Annotated in this window: 15 protein-coding genes; 8 read left to right on the plus strand and 7 right to left on the minus strand. The window is 69.3% G+C overall.

Annotation, left to right across the window (positions count from 1 at the left end):
- The first annotated feature begins 9 nt into the window (after positions 1-9).
- The 4 genes from EDF40_RS11430 (at position 10) to EDF40_RS11445 (ending at position 4208) form a co-directional block, all read left to right on the plus strand.
- Complete coding sequence (locus EDF40_RS11430; protein ID WP_123339631.1) at positions 10-1542, plus strand: SDR family oxidoreductase; 1533 nt, start codon at positions 10-12, stop codon at positions 1540-1542.
- Positions 1539-2123 carry a GDSL-type esterase/lipase family protein gene (locus EDF40_RS11435; protein ID WP_123339632.1) on the plus strand — a complete coding sequence of 195 codons (585 nt, stop codon included), beginning with the start codon at positions 1539-1541 and terminating at the stop codon, positions 2121-2123. Before EDF40_RS11430 ends, EDF40_RS11435 begins: the two co-directional genes overlap by 4 nt.
- Positions 2123-2557, plus strand: a complete 435-nt coding sequence (locus EDF40_RS11440) for a DUF6804 family protein (protein WP_185002998.1) — start codon at positions 2123-2125, stop codon at positions 2555-2557. Before EDF40_RS11435 ends, EDF40_RS11440 begins: the two co-directional genes overlap by 1 nt.
- A 97-nt stretch (positions 2558-2654) precedes the next feature.
- Entirely contained in the window at positions 2655-4208 is a 1554-nt protein-coding gene (locus tag EDF40_RS11445) for a stealth conserved region 3 domain-containing protein (RefSeq protein WP_123294423.1), read from the plus strand.
- Positions 4209-4297: 89 nt separating this feature from the next.
- Here EDF40_RS11445 and EDF40_RS11450 read toward each other — a convergent pair whose 3' ends face one another.
- The 5 genes from EDF40_RS11450 to EDF40_RS11470 form a co-directional block, all read right to left on the minus strand.
- Positions 4298-5257, minus strand: coding sequence for a phosphodiesterase (locus EDF40_RS11450; RefSeq protein WP_123294422.1), 960 nt, complete (start codon positions 5255-5257; stop codon positions 4298-4300).
- Positions 5258-5420: 163 nt separating this feature from the next.
- Entirely contained in the window at positions 5421-7109 is a 1689-nt protein-coding gene (locus EDF40_RS11455; RefSeq protein WP_123339633.1) for a ubiquinol-cytochrome c reductase cytochrome b subunit, read from the minus strand.
- Positions 7109-8173 carry a ubiquinol-cytochrome c reductase iron-sulfur subunit gene (locus tag EDF40_RS11460; RefSeq protein ID WP_111084029.1) on the minus strand — a complete coding sequence of 355 codons (1065 nt, stop codon included), beginning with the start codon at positions 8171-8173 and terminating at the stop codon, positions 7109-7111. Before EDF40_RS11460 ends, EDF40_RS11455 begins: the two co-directional genes overlap by 1 nt.
- Positions 8174-8206: 33 nt before the next feature.
- Entirely contained in the window at positions 8207-9016 is an 810-nt protein-coding gene (locus EDF40_RS11465) for a cytochrome c (RefSeq protein WP_123339634.1), read from the minus strand.
- 21 nt (positions 9017-9037) lie between these two features.
- Positions 9038-9676: a heme-copper oxidase subunit III gene (locus EDF40_RS11470; protein WP_111084027.1), complete on the minus strand. Its 639-nt coding sequence runs from the start codon at positions 9674-9676 to the stop codon at positions 9038-9040.
- Positions 9677-9746: 70 nt separating this feature from the next.
- On the opposite strand from EDF40_RS11470, the gene trpD reads away from it, so the two are divergent.
- A complete protein-coding gene (gene trpD, locus EDF40_RS11475; protein ID WP_123339635.1) occupies positions 9747-10802 on the plus strand; it encodes an anthranilate phosphoribosyltransferase in 1056 nt (351 codons plus the stop codon).
- A gap of 504 nt (positions 10803-11306) precedes the next feature.
- Here the strand turns inward: trpD and glpK are convergent.
- Both glpK and EDF40_RS11485 read right to left on the minus strand, forming a co-directional pair.
- Positions 11307-12818 carry a glycerol kinase GlpK gene (gene glpK / locus EDF40_RS11480; protein ID WP_111084025.1) on the minus strand — a complete coding sequence of 504 codons (1512 nt, stop codon included), beginning with the start codon at positions 12816-12818 and terminating at the stop codon, positions 11307-11309.
- Positions 12819-12892: 74 nt separating this feature from the next.
- Positions 12893-13618 carry an MIP/aquaporin family protein gene (locus EDF40_RS11485; protein ID WP_123294418.1) on the minus strand — a complete coding sequence of 242 codons (726 nt, stop codon included), beginning with the start codon at positions 13616-13618 and terminating at the stop codon, positions 12893-12895.
- Positions 13619-13936: 318 nt separating this feature from the next.
- On the opposite strand from EDF40_RS11485, the gene dhaK reads away from it, so the two are divergent.
- The 3 genes from dhaK (at position 13937) to dhaM (ending at position 16373) form a co-directional block, all read left to right on the plus strand.
- Positions 13937-14938, plus strand: a complete 1002-nt coding sequence (gene dhaK / locus EDF40_RS11490) for a dihydroxyacetone kinase subunit DhaK (protein ID WP_123339636.1) — start codon at positions 13937-13939, stop codon at positions 14936-14938.
- 74 nt (positions 14939-15012) lie between these two features.
- On the plus strand, positions 15013-15654 hold the full coding sequence (dhaL, locus tag EDF40_RS11495) for a dihydroxyacetone kinase subunit DhaL (protein ID WP_123339637.1): 642 nt from the start codon (positions 15013-15015) through the stop codon (positions 15652-15654).
- Positions 15651-16373, plus strand: coding sequence for a dihydroxyacetone kinase phosphoryl donor subunit DhaM (gene dhaM, locus EDF40_RS11500; RefSeq protein ID WP_123339638.1), 723 nt, complete (start codon positions 15651-15653; stop codon positions 16371-16373). Before dhaL ends, dhaM begins: the two co-directional genes overlap by 4 nt.
- The last annotated feature ends 43 nt before the right edge of the window (positions 16374-16416 follow it).

Raw genomic sequence — 16416 nt, forward strand, 5'->3', positions numbered from 1 at the left:
GTTCCGGGCATGCAGGTCCTCGTCACCGGCGCCACCGGGTACATCGGCGGTCGTCTCGTCCCCCGTCTCCTCGAAGCCGGACACTCCGTACGCGTGTTCGTGCGCAACCCCCGGAAGCTCCAGGACGTCCCGTGGAGCAGCGACGTCGACGTCGCCGAAGGAGACCTGCAGGACGCCGACGCGGTCCGCGCCGCGGTCGACGGCATCGAGGCCGTCTACTACCTCGCCCACGCGATGGGTGCCGACGGCGACTTCGAGTCCGCGGAACGGCAGGCGGCCGAGACGATGGCGCACGAGGCGAAGCGCGCCGGTGTCAGCCGGTTCGTCTACCTGGGCGGCCTGCACCCCGACGGCGACCTGTCGAAGCACCTGCGCAGCCGGAAAGAGGTGGGGGATATCCTGCTCCACTCCGGCGTTCCGACGATCGCCTACCAGGCCGGCGTCGTCATCGGTTCCGGCAGCACCTCGTTCGAGATGATCCGGCACGTGACCGACGTCCTGCCGTGGATGCCGGCACCGCGCTGGGTACGCAACCGGATCCAGCCGATCGCCGTGCGCGACGTCCTGTACTACCTGGTCGCGGCGCTCGACGTCCCCGCCGACGTCAACCGCACCTTCGACATCGGCGGGCCGGACGTCCTGCGCTACGGGCAGATGCTCAACGGCTACGCGGTCGAGGCGAAGCTGCGGCAGCGGCCGATCACGGTCCTGCCGGTGCTCACCCCGCGCCTCGCCGCACACTGGTTCAACGCCGTCACCCCGATCCCGCGCAAGCTCGCGACGCCGATCATCGAGTCGCTGCAGTTCGAGTGCGTCCAGCGCGAGCACGACATCGACGACGTCGTCCCGCAGCCCGAGGGCGGGCTCACGTCGTACCGCCGCGCCGTCCGACTGGCCCTGAACAAGATGCGCTCCGGCGAGGTGCAGACGAGTTGGCGGAGCGCCACCCTGTCGAGCGCCTCGGCCGACCCGATGCCGACCGACCCGGACTGGGCCGGCCACACCGTCTACGTCGACGACCGGAAGCGCCACTCGAGCGCCTCGGCGGAGGACGTCTGGCGGGTCGTCGAGTCGATCGGCGGCGAGAACGGCTGGTACTCGTTCCCGCTGGCCTGGGTCGCGCGCGGCTGGATGGACAAGGTCGCCGGTGGCGTCGGCCTCAGCCGTGGTCGTCGTGACCAGGACCGACTCGAGCAGGGCGACGCCCTCGACTGGTGGCGCGTCGAACGCCTCGAGCGCGGGCACTACCTGCGGCTCCGCGCCGAGTTCAAGTCACCCGGGCGCGCCTGGCTCGAGATGACCGTGACCCCGAACCCCGAGGGCGGCAGCGACTACCACCAGCGGGCGATCTACTTCCCGCAGGGCCTGCCCGGACGGCTGTACTGGTACGGGATCCTGCCCTTCCACGGGATCATCTTCCCCGGCATGGTCGAGCGCATCACCGCGGCCGCCGAGCGCGAGTCGGACAACACCGAGTCGACGCAGCGCAACCGGACCCAGCACAATGGGAGTCCGGAACCGGCGAACGAGGAGGCAGCATGACCGAGGAACGCAGTCCCGTCCTGTTCCTGGGGGACAGCATCACGGCCCAGGGGTCGTGGGACAGCTGGCTCCCCGACGAGCAGACCCTGAACCAGGGCATCAGCGGTGACACGACGGACGGTGTGCTCGCGCGGCTCGACGCGGTCGTCGCCGAACAGCCCGAGGTGATCGTGCTGTTGATCGGCACGAACGACTTCGGCAACCACCGGGCGAGCGCCGAACACGTCGTCCGCAACGTCGAGACGATCCTCGTCACCCTGCGGCGCGAGCTGCCCGGTGTCCGCCTGCTGCTCGTCTCCGTCCTGCCCCGTCAGGCCGAGTACACGGCCAAGATCGAGGAGGCGAACCGGCACCTGCGCCAGTTCGTCGCCACCTGCCACGCGCAGTACCTCGACGCCTGGCCCGCGCTGGCCGACGGCGACCACCTCGACGACCGCTTCACCGACGACGGCCTGCACCTCACCGACGAGGGCTACCGGGCCTACCTCGACGAGCTGGTCCCCGCGCTCGAGCGTGTGCGGGGTCTCCCGCCGATGTCCCGGTCCTTCACGGCCATCGACCTCGACGAGGCCCCCGCCTGATGGCTGCCCGCAAGGGACGACCCCCGGTGGGGTCGTCGCAGAACGGTGTGCCCGCCGCACCGGTCCGACCGGCCGCGGGGACGACGAACACCCGGGCCACCCCGGGGTTCACCCGGCCGGCACTCGCGCCGTCGCTCATCGCCGCGATCGTCCTGCTCGCCTGCGTGGCGATCATCGACTCGTCCGGGTTCGTCTTCGCCCGCTGGGGTGTCACGGTGCTGTCCCTCATCGTGCTCGTCTTCGCGGTGCGCGGGAAGACGTGGTGGGCCGCCGTGCTGATGGCCGCCGTCGCCGTCTGCTGGAACCCCCTGGTCACGGTGCCGATCCCCGGCCAGGTGTGGGCCGCGCTGCAGATCCTGGCTGCCGCCCTGTTCATCGTGGTGGGCATCGCCGTCAAGGTGCCGCGCGAGGCGGACGCACCCCGGGCCTCCTGACCGGCTCCGCTGACCGCCTGCGGAACCGGCCGGGCGGGCGGACGGTAGGATCGCAGGGTCGGGTACAGGACCCGGCAGCACGACCCGAAGGGCATGGATGAACGACGAGACCGAGCCGGTGACCGAGAGTCCTCTGCTGACCCCTCGACCGTCCTCCGGCGGTCTCGACCGGCCCGACGTCGTCGTCCGCAAGGGGCGCCTGACGCTGCTCAACGGCCACCTGACGCCGCAGCAGTCGATGATCGAGGACCTGTTGTTCCTGGACGACGCGCTGACCGAGGCCGACGTCGACCACCTGCTCATCCGCGGCAACGACGAGCGTCCGGTCATCGCGATCGACGAGCGCGACCGCCAGCGTGCGGAGAGCGCCGTCATGGCCGCCGCCGTCAACGAGCCGTTCTACGCGAAGCCGCCCGGGGAGCCGGCCGTGCTCGTGCAGGACGACGGCCTCGGGCCGGTCGACGAGCCGGTACTGCGCGTGTTCCGCCCGCGCCTGGAGCCCCTCGGTCGTCTGCGCTACGGCGCCGAGACGAGCGTGCAGCTCGAGTTCTGGCGACTCACCGACACCGAGGTGCTCGCGCCCGTCGAGAACGCACTGATGCGCCGCAGCCTGCCGGTCGACGAGTTCGTGCTCGTCGACATCGAGCGCTACGGCCGCACCTGGCGCACCGTCGAGCACATGTTCGACGACCACGTCTCCGACATCCGGTTCCCGATCGACATCGTCTTCTCGTGGGTCGACGGCAACGCCATCGAGTACCAGCGCGCCCGCCAGGCAGCGCAGGCGACGGCCGTCCTGGGCGAGGGCGACGACGCCCCCGCACGGTTCCGCCAGATCGACGAGCTCAAGTACGCACTCCGCTCGGTGCACACGTTCGCACCGTGGATCCGCCAGATCTACATCGCCACCGACTCACCCGCCCCGCACTGGCTCGCAGACCACCCCAAGGTCCGCATCGTGCGCAGCGAGGAGTTCTTCGCCGACCCGTCCGTGCTGCCGACGCACAACTCGCAGGCCGTCGAGTCGCAGCTGCACCACATCCCGGGCATCAGCGAGCACTTCATCTACTCGAACGACGACATGTTCTTCGGCCGCACCGTCGACCCCTCGGTGTTCTTCAGCCCGGGGTCGGTGTCGAAGTTCATCCTCGCCACCACCCGCATCGGGCTCGGCGTGAACAACGCCGCGCGCAGCGGGTTCGAGAACTCCGCACGGGTCAACCGGCGCCTGTTGCAGCAGCGGTTCGGTGCGGTCACCACCAGGCACCTCGAGCACGCCCCCACCCCGCTCCGGTCGTCGATCATGACGGAGATGGAGCACGAGTTCGCCGACGAGTTCCGTGCCACGGCGGCGTCGCGCTTCCGTGCTGCCGAGAACATCTCGGTGACCAACTCGCTTTACCACTACTACTCGTTGCTCACGGGTCGGGCGATCACGCAGGAGAACGCCGACGTCCGCTACATCGACACCACGATGCAGTCCGGGCTGCGGTCGCTCGACGAGCTGCTCAAGAAGCGGAACGCGGACTTCTTCTGCCTGAACGACGGCAGTTTCCCGGAGGTCAGCGACGAGGAGCGGACGCAGCGCGTGACCGACTTCCTCGAGCGCTACTTCCCCTTCCCCGCGCCGTGGGAGCGCCCCGGCGCTTAGGACGCGCCAGCGCCCACCGCACATGGTGAGCACAAATGGTCGGGTCCGCACTGCGGACCCGACCATTCCTGCTCACGAAGTGCGGCGACCTACCGGTGGACGGGCGAGACCGGCACCGAGTCGAGCGTGAAGACGGGGATGCTCGAGGTCACCGGAGCCGGCTCGACCGCGGGCGGGATCGTGACCCCGTGCGCTGCGAGGCGGGCCTCGGTCTCGACGGCCGACACCGGTTCGCCGACCGTGGAGTAGTGCCCGATCGGGACGACCGAGTGCACGACGTTGTGGCCGTACACGTGCACCAGGTTGAACGATTGCGCGCCGTCCCGCCCACGCGTGCCGCCCTGGAACTCGGTGAGGTCCTGCGTGTAGCAGGTGGCACTGGCGACCGACACCGGGATGCCCGCGAAGACCGCGCTCGTCGAGTAGTGCAGGTGTCCGGCGATGATGGACAGGACGTCACTGCCCTCCACGACCTCGGCAAGGGCCTGCTGGTCGCGGAGCTCGACGAGGACGGTCAGGTCCTGCACGCTCGGCACGGGCGGGTGGTGCATCGCCAGGATGGTACCGTGCGGCGCAGCCTCGGACAGGACCTCGGCCAGCCAGTCGAGCTGCTCGGGGGAGACCTCGCCGTGGTGGTGGCCCGGGACGCTCGTGTCGAGGGTGATCACCCGAAGACCGTTGACGTCGTAGACGAAGTCGACCGGACGGTCGGTGGGGTGCAACCCGAAGAGCTCCTGACGGAACGCGCCGCGCTCGTCGTGGTTGCCCATCGCCCAGATGACCTGGGCACCGATCCGGCGGGCAGCCGGCTCGACGATCTCGCGGACGCGGGCGTAGGCACCCGGTTCGCCCTTGTCGGCCACGTCGCCGGTGACGACGATCGCTTCGGGCCGTGTGCCTGATGCTTCGATGTCCGCGACGATCTCGGTGAGCCGGGCGGCGGAGTCGACCCCGCCGTACAGATCGCCGTCGCCGGAGACGAGGTGGGTGTCGCTGAGGTGGAGGAGGAAGTGGTTCGGCCTGGGGTGTTCGGCCGTCCGGCTGTCCATCGGGGTCTCATTCCGTTGGCGGATGCGTGGTGCAACACGTTGCCACACCGTCCTGGATGAGTCCAGCACGTGTCGGTGAACCAGCCGTGAACTGGGGGCGGCGTTTCGCCCATCGCACGAAGAAACCCCCGCCACGTGGTGGCGGGGGTTCCTGTCGTCGTGCTTAGTGCTTTTCCTCGACCTGCGGGGCCTGGTGGCTGCCCTCGAGGTCCGGGCCGTGGTGGGCGGCGTGCGCTGCCTCGAGCTCGGCCTTCGAGACCGGCTCGATGCGGTCCTCGAAGAAGAAGCGGGAGACGCTCGCACGGGCCTTCTGGACCACGGTGATCTGCCCCTTGGCGTTCGGGCGGATCATGAGCGGCTTGTACTCGTTGAACTGCAACAGCTTCCAGCGCTCGTACTCGTCGAGCTGCTCGTGCACCTCGATGTACTCACCGTGGGGGAGTCGGACGATGCGACCGGACTCGTAGCCGTGCAGGACGATCTCGCGGTCCTTCTTCTGGAGTGCGAGGCACACGCGCTTCGTGATCCAGAAGGCGACGAACGGGCCGAGGACCGTCGTGGCCTGGATCACGTGGATCACGTGCTCGATCGACACCAGGAAGTGGGTCGCGATGATGTCCGACGACGCCGCAGCCCAGAGGCTGGCGTAGAGCGTGATGCCGGCGGCACCGATCGCCGTGCGGGTCGGGGCGTTGCGCGGGCGGTCCAGGATGTGGTGCTCGCGCTTGTCGCCGGTGATCCACGACTCGAGGAACGGGTACAGCAGGATCGCGAGGATGAGCAGCACCAGGACCGCGATGGGCGCCAGGATGTTGAACGACACCGTGTAGCCGAACCACACGACCTCCCAGTGCGGCGGCACCAGACGCAGTGCGCCGTCGGCGAAGCCGATGTACCAGTCGGGCTGGGTGCCGGCGGAGACCGGCGAGGGGTCGTACGGGCCGTAGTTCCAGATCGGGTTGATCGTGAACATCGACGCGATGAGGGCGATGATGCCCGCGACGATGAAGAAGAACCCGCCGGCCTTGGCGGCGAACGCCGGGAGGATCGGGACACCGACGACGTTGTCGTTGGTCTTGCCCGGGCCGGCGAACTGGGTGTGCTTGTTGATCACGACGAGCACGAGGTGGACACCGAGCACCGCGACGAGGATCGCCGGCAGCAGCAGGATGTGCAGCGTGTACAGGCGGCCGACGATGTCGGTGCCCGGGAACTCGCCACCGAAGAGCAGGTAGGCGATCCAGACGCCGATCACCGGGACGCCCTCGATCATGCCGACGATGATCCGCAGACCGTTTCCGGAGAGCAGGTCGTCGGGGAGCGAGTAGCCGGTGAAGCCCTCACCCATGGCGAGGACCCAGAGCAGGAAGCCGAACACCCAGTTGAGCTCACGCGGCTTGCGGAAGGCACCGGTGAAGAACACGCGGGCCATGTGCAGCATGATCGATGCCACGAACAGCAGGGCTGCCCAGTGGTGGACCTGGCGGACGAAGAGCCCACCGCGGATGTCGAACGAGATGTCCAGCGTGGACTGGAGCGCCGTCGACATCTCGACGCCCTTGAGCGGGACGTACGTGCCGTTGTAGACGACCTCGGCCATGGAGGCCTGGAAGAAGAACGTCAGGAACGTACCGGAGAGCAGGACGACGACGAAGCTGTACAGCGCCACCTCGCCGAGCATGAAGCTCCAGTGGTCCGGGAAGATCTTCCGGCCGACTTCCTTGACGAGCCCCGAGATGCTGGTGCGCTCGTCGATGTAGTTCGAGACCCCGCCGATGATGCGAGATCCGCGCTCCGGAGCCGGCTTGTTGGCCGTGCTGCTCGGTGCCGTGGTGGTGGGGGTGCTGGTCATCAGCGTTCACGCTCCCAGAAGGACGGTCCGACCGGCTCGTGGAAGTCGCTCTGGGCAACCAGGTAGCCGTCGTCGTCGATCGCGATCGGAAGTTGGGGGAGGGGGCGTGCGGCCGGACCGAAGATGACCTCGCAGTTGTTCGAGACATCGAAGGTGGACTGGTGGCACGGGCACAGCAGGTGGTGCGTCTGCTGCTCGTAGAGCGCGACCGGGCATCCGACGTGGGTGCAGATCTTGGAGTACGCGACGATGCCGTCGTAGCCCCAGTTCTCGTGGCCCTTGGACGGGTTGAGGTCCTTCGGGTCGAGACGCATGAGGAGGACGGAGGCCTTGGCCTTCTCCTCCAGCATGTGCTCGGAGTCGAGCATGCCGTCGGGGATGACGTGGAACACCGAGCCGATGGTCACGTCCGAGGCCTTGATCGGCAGACCCGTCGGGTCCTTCGTCAGGCGAAGGCCCTGCTTCCAGAAGGTGTGGCGCAGGAGCTCGTTCGGGTCCTCGGCCGGAGCGAGGTCGCGGACCAGGACGATGCCCGGCAGCGGGAATGCGGCCAGCGCACCGATCATCGAGTTGCGGATCAGCTTGCGACGGCTGAAGCCGGACTCCTTGTCGGCCAGCTGGAAGGCCTCGACGGCCTTGGCACGCGTCGCGTCCGTGCCGCGGGTGCCGTGGCGGAGCTCGGTGATCTCGCGGTCGACGACGAGCGACTTCGACCAGTAGACCGCGCCGAGGCCCAGCGCGATGAGCGCGAGGGCGATCGAGAGGCCGAGGAAGAGGTTCGCGGTGCGGACCGTCCCGAAGTCGTTCGAGTCGATCGGGAACGCGACGTAGGCCGCGATCGAGAGGACGCTGCCGACGATCGAGAGGTAGAAGAAAGTCGCGACCTGACGCTCGGCCAGGCGCTGCTTCTTCGGGTCGACGTCGGTGCGGCGCGCGCGGTGCGGCGGCTCACCCGGGTTCTCGAACGGGTCGGTGGGCAGCACCGCGATCCCGGGGGAGGTGGTCGTGCCGTGCTTCTCGACAGCCGAGGACGAGTTCAGCGTCTCGTCGTCGTGCTCTGCCATGGTGTTCCCTTCAGTGTCGTTCGACACGGACGATCAGTTGGACTTCGCGGTCAGCCAGACGGTCATCGCGACGACCGCGCCGAGTCCGAAGATCCAGATGAACAGACCCTCGGCCACCGGGCCCAGGGAGCCGAGTGCGAACCCGCCGGGCGACTTGTTGTCCTGCACGTACTTGAGGTACGTGATGATGTCGGCCTTCTGCTCCGGCGTGAGGTTCAGGTCGTTGAAGACCGGCATGTTCTGCGGGCCGGTCTGCATCGCCTCGTAGATGTGCTTGCCGGAGACCGTCGACAGGTTCGGGGCGTACTTGCCGTCGGTCAGCGCACCACCGGCACCGGCCACGTTGTGGCACATGGCGCAGTTGATGCGGAAGAGCTCGGCACCCTCGGCCGCGTCGCCGTCCTCACCGTTGGTGAGCTCGGTGGACGGGACGGCCGGGCCGGGGCCCAGCGAGGCGACGTACTCGGCGAGGGCGTCGACCTGCTCGTCCGTGAACTGCGCGGGCTTCTCTTCGGCCTGCGGACCCTGGGCGGCCATCGGCATGCGGCCGGTGCCGACCTGGAAGTCGACCGAGGCGGCGCCGACACCGATGAGGGACGGACCCTCGCTCGTGCCCTGGGCGGAGAGGCCGTGGCAGGTCGCGCAGTTCGAGGCGAAGAGCTTCTGGCCCTCGTTCACCTTCGACTGGCTGGTCGCCGCGACGGTGCTCGTGCTGTCGTCGGCATTGGCCGTGGAGCTGAAGAGCGCGTACGCACCGCCGGTGGTCATGAGGCCGACGACGATGAGCGAGACGGTCGCCATCGGTGAACGGCGGCCCTTCTTGGTCTTGGTTCTGTTGAACATGTGCTCGGGGGTGTCCAGTTCCTACTTGAGAAGGTAGATGACGGCGAAGAGGAAGATCCACACGACGTCGACGAAGTGCCAGTAGTACGACACGACGATGGCGGTGGTCGCTTCCTTGTGACCGAAGTTCTTCGCGGCGAAGCCGCGGCCGAGCGTCAGCAGGAAGGCGATGAGGCCACCCGTGACGTGGAGGCCGTGGAACCCGGTCGTCATGTAGAAGGCCGAGCCGTAGGCGCTGGAGGAGAGCGTGACGCCCTCGTGCCAGAGGTTGGCGTACTCGAAGATCTGGCCGCAGACGAAGATCGCGCCCATCGCGTAGGTGACGAAGAACCACTCCGTCATGCCCCAGTGGCGCGGGTTCCAGCTCGTGCGGTGCACCTGGAAGCGCTCTGCAGCGAACACGGCGAACTGGCACGCGAAGCTGGACAGCACCAGGATGATCGTGTTCACCGAGGCGAAGGGCACCTCGAGCTTGGAGGTTTCGGCCGCCCACAGCTCGGGGGACGTGCTGCGCAGCGTGAAGTAGATCGCGAACAGGCCGGCGAAGAACATGACCTCGCTGCCCAGCCACACGATCGTCCCAACGGCAACGGCGTTCGGCCTGTTCAGGGCCGGACCGCTGGCGGATCTGGAGAGAGGGGTGCTAGTCACGTCCTCCATTATGGCCGAAACCCCAGACAGTGTTTTCGCAGGAGACTGGCGGGTCTCTCGAATTCACTACGATCGAGCCATGCCTGACGCACTCTCTTGGCCTGCAGTGATCAGCGCGCTCATGGCGCGCGAGGACCTGACGATCAGGCAATCCACATGGGCCATGGAGGAGATCGTGCACGGGCGCGCCACCCAGGCACAGATCGCCGCGTTCGCCGTGACGCTCCGTGCGAAGGGCGAGACCGTCGACGAGGTCGTCGGGTTCCGCGACGCGATCCTCGACGCCGCCGTTCCGCTGGACGTCGACCCGATGGCGTTGGACATCGTCGGGACGGGTGGGGACGTCGTCGGCACCGTGAACGTCTCGACCATGGCGGCGATCGTCATCGCCGCCGCCGGGGTGCCCGTCGTGAAGCACGGCAACAAGGCGAGCTCGTCGAAGTCCGGTTCGAGCGACGTGCTCGCCGCACTCGGGCTCGATCTCACGATGGACGCCGCGCGTGTCGCGGACACCTTCCGGCGTGTCGGACTGACCTTCGCGTTCGCCAACGCGTTCCACCCGGGCTTCGCCCACGCCGGGCCGGTCCGCCGCGAGATCGGTGTGCCCACGGTGTTCAACTTCCTCGGGCCGCTCGTCAACCCCGCACGGTGCGAAGCGAACGCGGTCGGCGTCGCGCAGCTCGAACTCGTGCCGATCATCACGGGCGTGTTCCAGACCCGCGGCGCGACCGCCCTGGTGTTCCGCGGGGACGACGGCCTCGACGAGCTCACCACCACCGGCCACAGCCACATCTGGGAGGTCACCGGCGGGCGCATCATCGAGCACGACCTCGACCCGCGCGACCTCGGCATCGCACGTGCACGCACGGAAGACCTCCTCGGTGGCGATCCCGAGCACAACGCCGGCGTCGTGCACCGCGTGCTGTCGGGGGAGACCGGCCCGGTGCGCGACATCGTGTTGCTCAACGCCGCAGCGGGACTGGTCTCCTTCCGTCTGGCGCAGGACCCGGCCGAGTCCGACCGCCCGATCCTGCAGCGCTTCCGCGAGCAGCTCGCGGTCGCGGCCGAGGCGATCGACTCCGGCGCCGGCACCCGCAAGCTGGCTGATTGGGTCGGCGAAGCTCCCGCCGCGTAGTCCGCGCCGCCCCGCGCACCGTGCGCGGTGCGTCACCCGGTGCGAGCCTGACGGCTCGGTGCTGCGCCCCAAGCGCGCACCCGGCGGTCACCACTGCACCCGGCGAACAAACCCGCACCGCGCACTGCCGGCAACCCCGTGCCGGACGGGAGGCCCGCTGCGGGTCCGCCCCGCGCCTCCAGGCCGCACCGTGCGCGGTCCGCAGTCCAGCGCCGCTTCCGCGCGAGCCGCACCATGCGCGGTGCGTCACCCGGTGCGAGCCTGACGGCTCGGTGCTGCGCTCCAAGCGCGCACCCGGCGGTCACCGCTGCGCCCGGCGAACAAACCCGCACCGTGCAGTGCCGGCCACAACCCCACCACCGCACCACCCCCGCCCGCCAAACGGACCCCGCGACCGACGCGCAGGAGACGCAACCGACGGGAGGCCCGGTGCCGGTTCCTGGAACCGGCACCGGGCCTCCCGTCGGTGCGTTCAGTGCACGCGGTCAGCGTGCGCGTGCGTCGCTACTGGACGTCCTCGTCGACCCAGTCGAAGGTCTTCGTGACGGCCTTCTTCCAGAGACGGAGCGTGCGCTCGCGCTCCGCGGCGTCGAGCTGCGGCTCCCAACGCTTGTCCTCCTGCCAGTTGGCACGGAGCTCGTCGAGGTTGGCCCAGAAGCCCACCGCGAGACCGGCCGCGTAGGCCGCGCCGAGCGCCGTGGTCTCGGCGACGACCGGACGCACCACCGGCACGTTGAGGATGTCGGCCTGGAACTGCATGAGCTCGTTGTTGGCGGTCATGCCGCCGTCGACCTTGAGCTCGGTCAGGTCCACGCCCGAGTCGGCGTTCACCGCGTCGAGGACCTCGCGGGTCTGCAGCGCCGTCGCCTCGAGGGCCGCACGCGCGATGTGCCCCTTGTTGACGTAACGGGTCAGACCGACGATGGCGCCGCGAGCGTCCGGACGCCAGTACGGCGCGAAGAGCCCGGAGAACGCCGGCACGAAGTACACGCCGCCGTTGTCCTCGACGGTCTTGGCCAGCGCCTCGACCTCCGGGGCACTGCCGATGAGACCGAGGTTGTCGCGGAGCCACTGGATGAGCGAGCCCGTGACGGCGATCGAGCCCTCGAGTGCGTAGTGCGTCTCCTGGTCGCCGAGCTTGTAGCCGACGGTGGTGAGCAGGCCGTTCTCGGAGCGGACGATCTCGGTACCGGTGTTGAAGATGAGGAAGTTGCCGGTGCCGTAGGTGTTCTTCGACTCGCCCTGGTCGAACGCCGCCTGACCGAAGGTCGCGGCCTGCTGGTCGCCGAGGATGCCCGCGATCGGGACCTCGCGGAGCAGGTTGGACGACTCGACGTGGCCGTAGACCTCGGAGGAGCTGACGATCTCGGGGAGCATCGACTTCGGCACACCGAAGTCGGCGAGGATGTCGTCGCGCCACTGGAGCGTCTCGAGGTCCATGAACAGCGTGCGGGACGCGTTCGTGACGTCGGTCTTGTGGACGCCGCCGTCGACCCCACCGGTCAGGTTCCAGAGGACCCAGGTGTCGGTGGTGCCGAAGAGCAGGTCCCCGGCCTCGGCCTTCTCACGCGCACCCTCGACGTTCTCGAGGATCCACATGATCTTGGTGCCGGCGAAGTACGTGGCGAGCGGGAGGCCGACGATGGCCTTGTAGCGGTCGGTGTCACCGTCAGCGAGCTTGTCGACGATCGACTGCGTGCGGGTGTCCTGCCAGACGATCGCGTTGTAGATCGGCTTGCCGGTGGTCTTGTCCCAGACGACGGCGGTCTCGCGCTGGTTGGTGATGCCCACGGCGGCGACGTCGTGACGCGTGATGTCGGCACGCGACAGTGCCTGACCGATCACCTCGCGGGTGTTGTCCCAGATCTCGGCGGGGTCGTGCTCGACCCACCCGGCGCGCGGGAAGATCTGCTCGTGTTCCTTCTGCCCGGTCGAGATGATCGAGCCGGAGTGATCGAAGACGATCGCTCGGGTGGAGGTCGTGCCCTGGTCGATGGCGACGATGTAGTCGGCCATTGGTGCTCCTTACGGGTGTTCGGTGCGGTGAGCGGCACGCGATCGCGGGCCGCTCACCCCGGGGTTGGGTGGGTTCAGCTAACGACGGGCAGCAGCGCGAGCGACAGCACGGCGGCGAGTGCACCGCCGACGAGCGGTCCGACGACCGGCACCCAGGCGTACGACCAGTCGCTCGACCCCTTGCCCTTGATGGGCAGGAAGGCGTGCGCGATGCGCGGGCCGAGGTCACGGGCCGGGTTGATGGCGTAGCCGGTCGGGCCACCGAGGCTGACACCGATCGCGATCACGAGGAAGGCGACGGGGACGGCGCCGAGTTCGGCAGGTGCCTTGCCGTTCGTCATCGCGAGGATGACGAAGACGAGCACGAAGGTGCCGATGATCTCGGTCACGACGTTCCAGCCGTACGACCGGATCGCGGGGCCGGTGGAGAAGACGCCGAGCTTCGCAGCGGCGTCGGGCTCCTCGTCGAAGTGCTGCTTGTAGGCGAGCCAGACGATGACGGCACCGATGACCGCGCCGATCATCTGCGCGAGCCAGTAGATGAGCATCGTGCCGACACTGATGTTGCCGAGGATGGCCTGGGCGAGGCTGACGGCCGGGTTGAGCTGGCCGCCCGACTTGTAGGACACGAGGACGCCGGCGAAGACCGCGAAGCCCCAACCGATCGTGACCATGAGGAAGCCGGCCCCGAAGCCCTTCGACTTCGTGAGGGAGACGGCGGCGACGACACCGCCACCCAGGATGATGAGCATCGCTGTACCGACGAGCTCGGACAGGAACTTGACGCCGATGTCGTCCATCGGTGACCTCCAGTGCGTGAGGTGGGGGTCCGGTGGTGCTGCGCCGCACTCCCCGTTGAGTGATTGAGGCCGAGCCTAGTGACGAGGCGAACGACGCGGCGATGAATTCCTGAGGGAATTCCGCGAACATGCACGAATGTGCAAGTGCCGTGCGCCGCAGAGGATCGCGAGCCGGTGACGCGTCCCCGCCGCGCTGCACGAACGTGCAGACCGGACGAACGAGCGCCCGGGCGTCGGATGTAGATTGGGCCCACTCCGGTCGACGACGGCGGTGTGCAGTTCGCCTCGGCTCGGCCCCGTACCCGTGGAGGCACGCGCATGAAGAAGCTCATCAACGACTCGCAGGCCGTGGTCGACGAGACCGTCCGGGGATTCGCCCGGGCACACGCCGGACACGTCGTCCTGGTCGAGGACCCGATCCACCTGCACCGCGCCGACGCCCCCGTCGCCGGCAAGGTCGGCATCGTCAGCGGCGGTGGCAGCGGACACGAGCCGCTGCACGCGGGCTTCGTCGGGTACGGCATGCTCGACGCCGCCGTCCCGGGCCCCGTGTTCACGAGTCCGACCCCCGACCCGATCGTCGCCGCCACCAAGGCCGTCGACGGCGGCGCGGGCGTCCTGCACATCGTGAAGAACTACACCGGCGACGTCCTGAACTTCGAGACCGCCGCCGAGCTCGCCGAGATGGACGACATCCGCGTCGAGGCCGTCGTGATCGACGACGACGTCGCCGTGCAGGACTCGCTCTACACCGCCGGTCGCCGCGGCGTGGCCGGCACCGTCGTCGTCGAGAAGTGCGCCGGTGCCGCAGCCGAGCGCGGCGACGACCTCGACGCCGTCGCCGCGGTCGCCCGCCACGTCAACGACGTCACGCGGTCGATGGGCCTGGCCCTGGCGTCCGGCACCGTGCCGCACGCGGGGGAGCCGTCCTTCACGCTCGCTGACGACGAGGTCGAACTCGGCATCGGCATCCACGGCGAGCCCGGGCGCGAGCGCATCCCGATGGCACCGGCCGACCAGCTCGTCGACCGTGTGCTCGAACCCATCCTGACCGACCTCGACGCTCCGGCCAGCTCGAAGCTGCTCCTGCTCGTCAACGGCATGGGCGGCACCCCGCTGTCCGAGCTGTACATCGCCTACCGGCGCGCCGCCGAGGTGCTGACGGACCGCGGGTACGACGTCACGCGTAGTTTGGTCGGCGACTACGTCACGTCCCTCGAGATGCAGGGGTTCTCGCTCACCGTCACGGTGCTCGACGACGAACTCACGGCACTCTGGGACGCACCGGTGGAGACCCCGGCACTGCGCTGGGGCCGCTGAGCGGCCGACATCGACCGCTCGACCACCGACCACGACACCGAGCCCACCGGGCCGGACACACGAAGGGAACCGCATTGGCGCTCGACACCGCATGGGCCATCGACTGGGTCCGTCGCACGGCTGCGACGATCGACGAACACCGGGCCGAGCTCGTCACGCTCGATCGCGAGATCGGTGACGGAGACCACGGCGAGAACCTCGACCGCGGTTTCCGCGCCGTGCTCGAGGCCGTCGACGGCGGGTCCTTCGACACGCCCGGTGCCGTGCTGAAGACGGTCGCGACGAAGCTCATCTCGACCGTCGGCGGCGCCGCTGGCCCGCTGTTCGGCACCGCGTACCTGAAGGCAGCCCAGGCCGCCGGCGACGCGTCCGAGCTCGACGCCGACACACTCGTCGCCGTGCTCGCCGCAGCCCGCGACGGCGTGGTCTCGCGCGGCAAGGCCGCCGTCGGCGACAAGACGATGGTGGACGCCTGGACCCCCGCGGTCGACGCCGCCACCGCAGCCGCCGCAGCCGGTGACGACCCGGCAGCGGTGCTCGCCGCCGCGGCCGACGCCGCCGCCTCGGGCGCCGAAGCCACCGAACCGCTCGTCGCCCACAAGGGTCGTGCGAGCTACCTCGGCGAACGCGCCGTCGGGCACCGCGACCCCGGTGCGCAGTCGACGGCGTACATCCTGCGCGCCGCGGTGGACGCGACGACGGGCTCCGCCGCGTGACCGTCGGCATCCTGATCGTCTCGCACAGCGCCGCGATCGCCTCCGGCACCGTGGAGCTCGCCCGCCAGATGGCGGCCGACGTACCGCTCGTCGCGGCCGGCGGGACCGACGACGGCGGCATCGGCACGTCGTTCGAGGCGATCACCGCCGGCATCGAGGAGCTCGCCGACGCCGACGCCGTCGTGGTCCTGTGCGACCTCGGTTCGGCCTACCTGACCACCGACACGGCGCTCGACTTCCTCGACGACGACGTCCGCGCACGCGTGCACGTCTCGCAGGCGCCCCTCGTCGAGGGTGCGGTCGCCGCGGCCGTCGCGGCCCAGACGGGTGGTGACGCCGAGGCAGTGCTCGCTGCTGCGGCGTCCGCCGAAGGGTCCGCGGACGACGCGAGCAGCGCCTCCCGTCCGTCCGGTGACCAGCCGGGAGGCCCGGGGCCGGGTGACGGGGCGGCCAGCGTCGACGACGTGGCCGCGTCCGCGAGCGTCGAACTGGTGAACGAGACCGGCCTGCACGCCCGCCCCGCGGCGGAGTTCGTGAAGACGGCAGCCAAGTACGACGCAGCGGTGCGCGTGAACGGCGTGGACGCGAAGAGCCTGCTGGCGATCATGGCGTTGGCGCTGCCGAAGGGCGCCACCGTGTCGATCGAGGCGAGCGGCGCCGATGCGCAGGTCGCGGTCGACGCGCTGGTGGAGCTGGTGCGGAGCGGCTTCGGCGAGTAGGCGTCGCGGCCGCGCAGCTTCGCAGCCGAGTCTCGCGTGAGAC

Origin of the sequence: Curtobacterium sp. PhB170, assembly GCF_003752345.1 — a bacterium.
Classification (GTDB): Bacteria; Actinomycetota; Actinomycetes; order Actinomycetales; family Microbacteriaceae; genus Curtobacterium.